This is a genomic window from Deltaproteobacteria bacterium, from assembly GCA_020848745.1.
Lineage (GTDB): Bacteria > Desulfobacterota > Binatia > UTPRO1 > UTPRO1 > UTPRO1.
On sequence record JADLHM010000132.1, the window covers coordinates 1 to 5,991 of the forward strand.

The 5,991-nt window shown below is 72.0% G+C and carries 8 protein-coding genes; 6 read left to right on the forward strand and 2 right to left on the reverse strand.

Annotated elements, in window-relative coordinates; translation table 11 throughout:
- Together IT293_18860 and IT293_18865 are read right to left on the reverse strand one after the other, a co-directional pair.
- Complete coding sequence (locus IT293_18860) at positions 1 to 738, reverse strand: hypothetical protein (GenBank protein ID MCC6766725.1); 738 nt, start codon at positions 736 to 738, stop codon at positions 1 to 3.
- A 37-nt stretch (positions 739 to 775) separates the two neighbouring features.
- On the reverse strand, positions 776 to 2,203 hold the full coding sequence (locus IT293_18865; protein ID MCC6766726.1) for a VWA domain-containing protein: 1,428 nt from the start codon (positions 2,201 to 2,203) through the stop codon (positions 776 to 778).
- A 404-nt stretch (positions 2,204 to 2,607) separates the two neighbouring features.
- Between IT293_18865 and IT293_18870 the strand changes: the two genes are divergently transcribed.
- From IT293_18870 to IT293_18895, 6 genes are all read left to right on the forward strand, one after another.
- Positions 2,608 to 2,877: a hypothetical protein gene (locus IT293_18870; protein MCC6766727.1), complete on the forward strand. Its 270-nt coding sequence runs from the start codon at positions 2,608 to 2,610 to the stop codon at positions 2,875 to 2,877.
- A gap of 147 nt (positions 2,878 to 3,024) precedes the next feature.
- Positions 3,025 to 3,747: a sigma-70 family RNA polymerase sigma factor gene (locus tag IT293_18875; protein ID MCC6766728.1), complete on the forward strand. Its 723-nt coding sequence runs from the start codon at positions 3,025 to 3,027 to the stop codon at positions 3,745 to 3,747.
- Position 3,748: 1 nt separating this feature from the next.
- Positions 3,749 to 4,480 carry a hypothetical protein gene (locus IT293_18880; protein MCC6766729.1) on the forward strand — a complete coding sequence of 244 codons (732 nt, stop codon included), beginning with the start codon at positions 3,749 to 3,751 and terminating at the stop codon, positions 4,478 to 4,480.
- Positions 4,477 to 4,992, forward strand: coding sequence for a hypothetical protein (locus IT293_18885; protein ID MCC6766730.1), 516 nt, complete (start codon positions 4,477 to 4,479; stop codon positions 4,990 to 4,992). Before IT293_18880 ends, IT293_18885 begins: the two co-directional genes overlap by 4 nt.
- A 35-nt stretch (positions 4,993 to 5,027) precedes the next feature.
- Entirely contained in the window at positions 5,028 to 5,492 is a 465-nt protein-coding gene (locus IT293_18890; GenBank protein ID MCC6766731.1) for a hypothetical protein, read from the forward strand.
- Positions 5,493 to 5,494: 2 nt separating this feature from the next.
- Positions 5,495 to 5,991 (forward strand): hypothetical protein (locus IT293_18895; protein MCC6766732.1); only part of this gene is annotated, 497 nt, incomplete at its 3' end.

Consider the following 5,991-nt stretch of genomic DNA (forward strand, 5'->3'; position numbering starts at 1 on the left):
TCAGAAGCGGTAGTCCACGTAGGCGCCGAACGAGACCATGCTGCCGACCTCGTCCGGGAAGTCGCGGCCGCCGAGCAGCTGGTGGCCGGTCACGTCGATGCCGAGCGCGAGCGCGCCGTCGGCCAAGGGATAGGCGAGCTCGAGACCGCCGCGCCCGGTGATCGCGAAGGCCACCGAAGCCTCGCCGGCCGACGGGTCGTACGCGACGCCTTCGAGCCCGACGCCGAGCACCGGATGCACGTCGGCGTTCGGGAGGAACCGGTAGTTGAAGGTCGCACCGAGCGTGTAGATGCCTGCGTCGGTCACGCGGCCGTCGGAGTCGGTCGTCGAGATCGCGTCGGGAGCCATGTCGAAGCGGAGGCCGAACTCGGCTTGATCCACCGCGAGCCCGAAGTGCAGGCGGTAGGCGACGGTCGCGCCGCCGAACCCGTCGCCCACGAAGAGCAGGCCGCCGACGCCGGCGCCCGCGACGACGATGCTGCTCGTGTCGTACGGGTCGCGCCCGGTCGTCGTCTCCACGGTGTCGACGTCGACCTCGTGCACGACGGTGCGGCGCTCGACGGTGACGCTCGTGACGGGCTCGGGCTGCTGCACGACCACGACGGGAGTCGGTTGGACGATGGGGTCCACCACGTAGCGATCGGGATGGCGTACCCACTGCGCGGCGGCGGGAGACGCGGCGGCGACGGCGAAGGTCAGCGACGCGACGGTCAGGACGGGACGAACGACGTTGTTCATGGCGAGCTCTCTTTCCTGCGGGTGCCGAGGGGCTCGTTCACTGACCGGTTCGGGGGCCGAAGGCGCCGGGCTCGTGCATGCCTTCGCCCGCGAGGTCCGCGACGACCATCCGCACGAGGAGGCGATTGAACTGCTCGACGGCGACGCGGTCGGTGTCGGCTTCCTGGTGGTCGTTGCCGATGCCCGAGTCGTTGGTGAGGTAGACGTACGGGGTCGAGGTCGCGGCGCCCATGGCGCGGAACAGGTACTCGACCGAACGTTCGGCACCGCTCGCGGCGACGGGCAGGATGCGGATGCCACGCGCCGACGCGTCGTTCATCGCGTGGCGGTAGGTGAACTGCGAGTCGGCGTACTGCTGCGGCGGCGCGTCGGCGATGACGACGAGCACCCGGACCGCGTTGCCCTGGCGCCAGGCCATCCGGCGGAGCGCGAACTCGAGACCGGTGTTCATGTCCTCCGGGTAGTCGCCGCCGCCCGAGGCGTGGACGTTCTGCATCGCGGAGGCGAAGCCCGGCACGTTCGCGCTGAAGCCGATCTGCTGCACGAGCTCGGCGTCGCCGCGGTCGCGGTAGAAGGTCGCGCCGACGCGGATGTCGGTCTGCGGCATCTGGCGACGAATGCGCATCGTGATGTCCGCGACCTCGCGGTTCACGTAGCGAAGCTCGTCTTCCATGCTGCCGGTGACGTCGATCAGGAAGCCGAGATCGAGCGCCTGCGGTGCCGCGGCGACCAGGCCGTTGAGGCGGACCACCGTCTCGGGGCCATCGCCCTGCGCGGGGATCTCGACGTTCGTCTGCACACGCGTCTGACCGATGTCGATGGTCGCCGTGGCGGTGCCGCCCGACTGAGGCGCGGCGAAGCTCGGGTAGAAGTCCCAGACGCCGTCGGCGTGGGTGCGTCCCTGGGCTTGCACGCCCGCGCCGTTGAGCAGGATGCGCGCGTCGTTGACGGGACGTCCGACGCCATCGACCACGCGGACGCGAACGCGACGGCTCATGTCGATGCCGAGCAGACCGCGCTCCGCACCGTGGCGGCCGAGGTACTCGAGGTACGCGCCGCGCCGATCGACGTCGCCGACCGAGGCCGCCGTCAGCAGGCCGCCCGCGGGGATCTGCTGCTCCACCACGTACGGCGGCATGACGCCGGGGCGCACGGTGATCGTGGTGGTCGTCGTGGTGGCGACCCCACCCGCGACCGTGACCGGTGCCATCGGGCTCGAGGGCGGAGGAGGGGGAGGCGCGATCATGTCGCCGCCGCCCGGCGCGGCCGTGGGAGCCGCATAGCTGCCGGCGGCTTCGCCGCCGCCGCCGTAGTCGGCCCCGGCAGCCTCGGCTGCGTAGCCGCCGCCCGAGCTGCCGCGTGCCGCCGTGGTCAGCGCCGGGGACTCGGCGCGCATGGCACCGCCACATCCCGTGAGCGCCAGGACTACCGTGAAGCAGGCCAGGATCTTCTTGAATCGCGTCATCGCCGTCCCTCCGTCCGTGTCGTCGCCGAGCCGCAACGCGGCATCCGCATCCCCGCGTCGGAGCGGGGACACGCGAGCCGTCTCGGCAGGCTCGCGGGGGCGTCCAGCCGCCTCCGCCCACCCTCGGCTCAGCTCCGGCATCAGAACGCAGTGGCCTTCGGTCTCTTACACGGATTTGCAATTTAGTTGTTTCGACACGCACCGATCGAGCGAGCACCCTGCGATCTCGGGCAAATGAAGATCGGAGCTGTCGCTATTTTTGCTTTTGTGTCACGGAGCGCGCTGCCGTCGCGACGGTCCCTCGGCCGGCGCCCGGCCCGCGGGGGGGGCGGGGGTGAAAGGTGGGGGGGCCCCGAGGCGTTTGAGGGAACGAGGGCGCGTTGGGAGCGTCCGAGGAGGTCATGATGAAGACGACAGCAAGGTGTCTCGCGGTTCTGTTGCTCGCGTCCGGGCTCGCGCTCGGTGGTTGTGGTGGTGACGACGCTGCGGAGCCCGAAGGCACGGGCGAGACGGGTGGCGAGCACGAAGGCGAGGGCAGCGGAGACCCGGAGGCCACGCCTCCCGAAGGTGAAGGCACCGACGGGACGTCGACCGATGGGACCGGCGGAGACACCAGCACCGACACGCCGCCCGAGGGCGAGGGTGGCGGCGAGTCGGGGGGCGGCGCGGAGTAAGCGCGGACGGGCAGGCCGCGGGCCGGGGGTAGACCTCGAGCCCCGTCGAGGGGCCCGAGCTCCGGTCCGCGGCAGCCAGCCCACGTGGGCACACCAACGGGAGCAGGCGATGGACGGTTCGATCGAGACCTTGCACAGCCGAGCGAAGTGCCGGATAAGCGCGGCGGCGGCGTGGCGCGCGACGAGCCGAAACCCGAGCGCCCCACGGGGGGGAACGAGGCGGGACCGCCGAGGCCCGGCAGCGTCCGTTTCAACAGCCCCGAGTGGCTCGCCTGGGAGCGCGAGCGGGTCGCCCGAGCGCGCACCGGCGATCGCGTCGCCTTCGGTGAGCTCTATCGCGCGTTCGCTTCCCCGCTCTTCGCGCAGGTGCTCGTCCCACGCCTCGGCAACCAGGCGGCTGCGGAGGACGTGCTCGCCGAGACCTTCCGCACCCTGCTCGAGCGGCTCGGTCAGTTCGACGACCAGGGCACGAGCATCTGGTTCTGGCTGGTGCGGATCGCCGTGAACAAGGCCACCGACATGCACCGTGGGCGTGCGCGCAGGACCCGGGCGCTGGTGAGCTTCGAAGGTTTGCTCGCGCCGGTGCTCGAGGCGCCTCCCACCCCGCGGGATCTGACCGAGCGGGCGAGCGATCTGGCGGCGTTGTCGGGTCGTGTCGCCGAGGTGCTCGGACGGATCAACCCGCGTTACCGGCGCGCGCTCGAGATGAGGTTCCTCGAAGAGCGCTCTCGCCAGGAGTGCGCCGACGCTCTAGACATGAAGCTAGGTACTTTCGACGTTCTGCTGCTGCGCGCGGTGCGGTCGTTCCGCACGGCGTGGGGAGCGGAAGGCGGCGACGAGACACCGTCCTCCGATCCCGAGGAGTCCTGAGGTGGTTCGACCGGACGACGAAGAGCCCACGGCCGACGAGCTCCGCGAAGCGGAAGAGCTCGCCCGTCTCCTCGAAGGAGACGACGTGGGTGATCGCGCCTTCGATGCGCGCGCGCCCGAGCTCGAGGCGGCGTCGTTGCTCCGGTACAGCCAGGGTGCGGGCGAGCTGGAGCCCGAGCGCGAAGACGCGATCCTGCGCGACCTCCTCGTCGAGGCCGAGCGAAACGCACAGCCTGCCGCGGCGGCCGCGGCGGCCGCGAAGAGAGCCACCGGCGAGAAGCGTTTCGACTGGGGCCGAGCGATCCGATGGTTGCTCGGCATCGGCGGCGTCGCGGCCGCGGCGGCGATCGTGTTGCTCGTCGTGCGACCGTGGCGTCCGGACGCGACCGACGTCGCGACGCGATTGCCTGCTCCGTCGATCGAGCTGCTCCGCGCGCAGGCGAGCGCCGCGTCGTCGGGCGGATCGATGGCGGGCCTCTCGGACGCGATGCGCGGCTACCGCACCGGCGTGTTCGACGCGCTCCGCTCGCGTTACGCGGGCTCGTCGTCCGCCGAGGTGACGGTCACCGAAGCGTACGAGCGCTACGCGTGCGAAGGGCTCGACGAGGCTCCGTCGGGGGCGCTCGCGAGCATCGAGACGCCGCGCCGCCGGGTGTCGCGTCCGCGTTCGCGACGGGACGCGAGGCCCGCCGCGCTCCTGGCGCACGCGTGGGTCGAGAGGTTCACCAAATGACCCCGCTGCTCGCGCGCGCGCGCCCGCGTCCTCGGCTGGTTGCCACGGTCGTGGCGATGCTGGTCGCGTGCGTGGCCCTGCTCGCGGCCGGTTGCCCGCTCACCGACGACGGCGTCGTGTGGGTCGAGGAGACCCAACAGGCCAGCGTCCGGGCGGACGAGCTCGTGCGGCGCGGGGACCGAAACGGCGCCCGGCGCGAGCTCCGCACCATCGTCGAGCTCGAAGCGCCAGAATCGGTGGCGCCGGCGGACCGTCGTATCGTCGTGCAGGACGCGACCTTCCGGCTGGCGGAGCTCGACCTCGGGGACGGCCGCGCTCACGAGGCGCTCCGATGGGCAGAACGTGGGCTGGCGCTCGGCGTGGCGGAAGACGTGTTCGCCGCGAACCTCTTCGTGGTACGAGGGCGAGCGCGCGAGACGCTCGGACGCGATCGCGAGGCTGCGGACGACTTCTATCGCGCGCTTCGGATCAACGAGGAGCTGCTCAGGCGCGCGCTTGGAGAGGATGGATGACGGGGGCTCTCCCGCGAGGTCGACTGCGAGGGTGGATGACGATCGGGCTGTGCGTGCTCGGCCTCGCGTCCGGAGGTTGCGCGGTACGCGCCGCGCGCAGCGAGACGCCCGCGGTGCAGAGCGCCAACCCGCGCTACGGCGCTGGAGCGGACGCCGCCCCGACCTCGACGACGGGGCGCGACGACCGGCCGCAGTCGCCGAGGATCATGATCGTCGAGCCGGATGGCCTGTCGGTGGCCGAGCGTCGCGACGTGGATCTGTGGACCGCCGACGCGTCCAGCCGCGCCGAGCAGCTCTCGGCTGCGCTGTCCGCGGGCGGAGGGCCCAACTGCTCGGCGGCACGCGAGCACCTTCGCGCGATGTGCGAGCTCGCGGAGCGGATCTGCGGCATCTCGGCGCGTCACCCGAGCGACGACGATCTCGAGTCGCGTTGCGAGGAGTCGCGCGAACGTTGTCGCGAGCGGACCGAAGAGGTCACCGCGCGCTGCGGTGGATCGTGACGATGCGCGCGCGCGTCGTCGTCGCGAGCCTCTGGGTCGCGGCTTTGCTCGGCGTCTCGTGCGGAGGCGGGCAGCCAGAGGTTGCTCCGTCGGGCGGCGGCGAGCCCTCGAGCGAGGCCATGGACTCCTCGTCCGGCGGCAGCGCGGGTGCGGGTGGCGGAGGTACGAGCGCGGCCGGCATGGACGTCGGCGGTGGCGACTACGTGCCCGGCCGTCCTCCGCCGCCACCGCCGCCCTCGACGCCCGGGACCGTGCGCCTCACGGGGGCGGAGCAGCAGACCGTCATGTCCTACGGGGGCTCGATGCTCCAGCTCGAGCGCGACCTCACGAACGCGATCCCACAGAGCGGCGGCGCCGACTGCGGCACGGCGTGTCAGGCGTCGGAGTCCATCTGCGATCTCGCCACGCGCATCTGCGGCATCGCCACGCGGCATCCATCGGATGTCGAGCTCGCCGAGCGCTGCGAGGACGCGCGGAGCCGCTGTGCCGCCGGCCAGGA

Excerpts from the sequence above, each read along its gene's own strand:
- IT293_18860 (MCC6766725.1), bottom strand. The coding sequence starts at position 738 with ATGAACAACGTCGTTCGTCCCGTCCTGACCGTCGCGTCGCTGACCTTC.
- IT293_18865 (MCC6766726.1), bottom strand. The coding sequence starts at position 2,203 with ATGACGCGATTCAAGAAGATCCTGGCCTGCTTCACGGTAGTCCTGGCG.
- IT293_18870 (MCC6766727.1), top strand. The coding sequence starts at position 2,608 with ATGAAGACGACAGCAAGGTGTCTCGCGGTTCTGTTGCTCGCGTCCGGG.
- IT293_18885 (MCC6766730.1), top strand. The coding sequence starts at position 4,477 with ATGACCCCGCTGCTCGCGCGCGCGCGCCCGCGTCCTCGGCTGGTTGCC.
- IT293_18890 (MCC6766731.1), top strand. The coding sequence starts at position 5,028 with ATGACGATCGGGCTGTGCGTGCTCGGCCTCGCGTCCGGAGGTTGCGCG.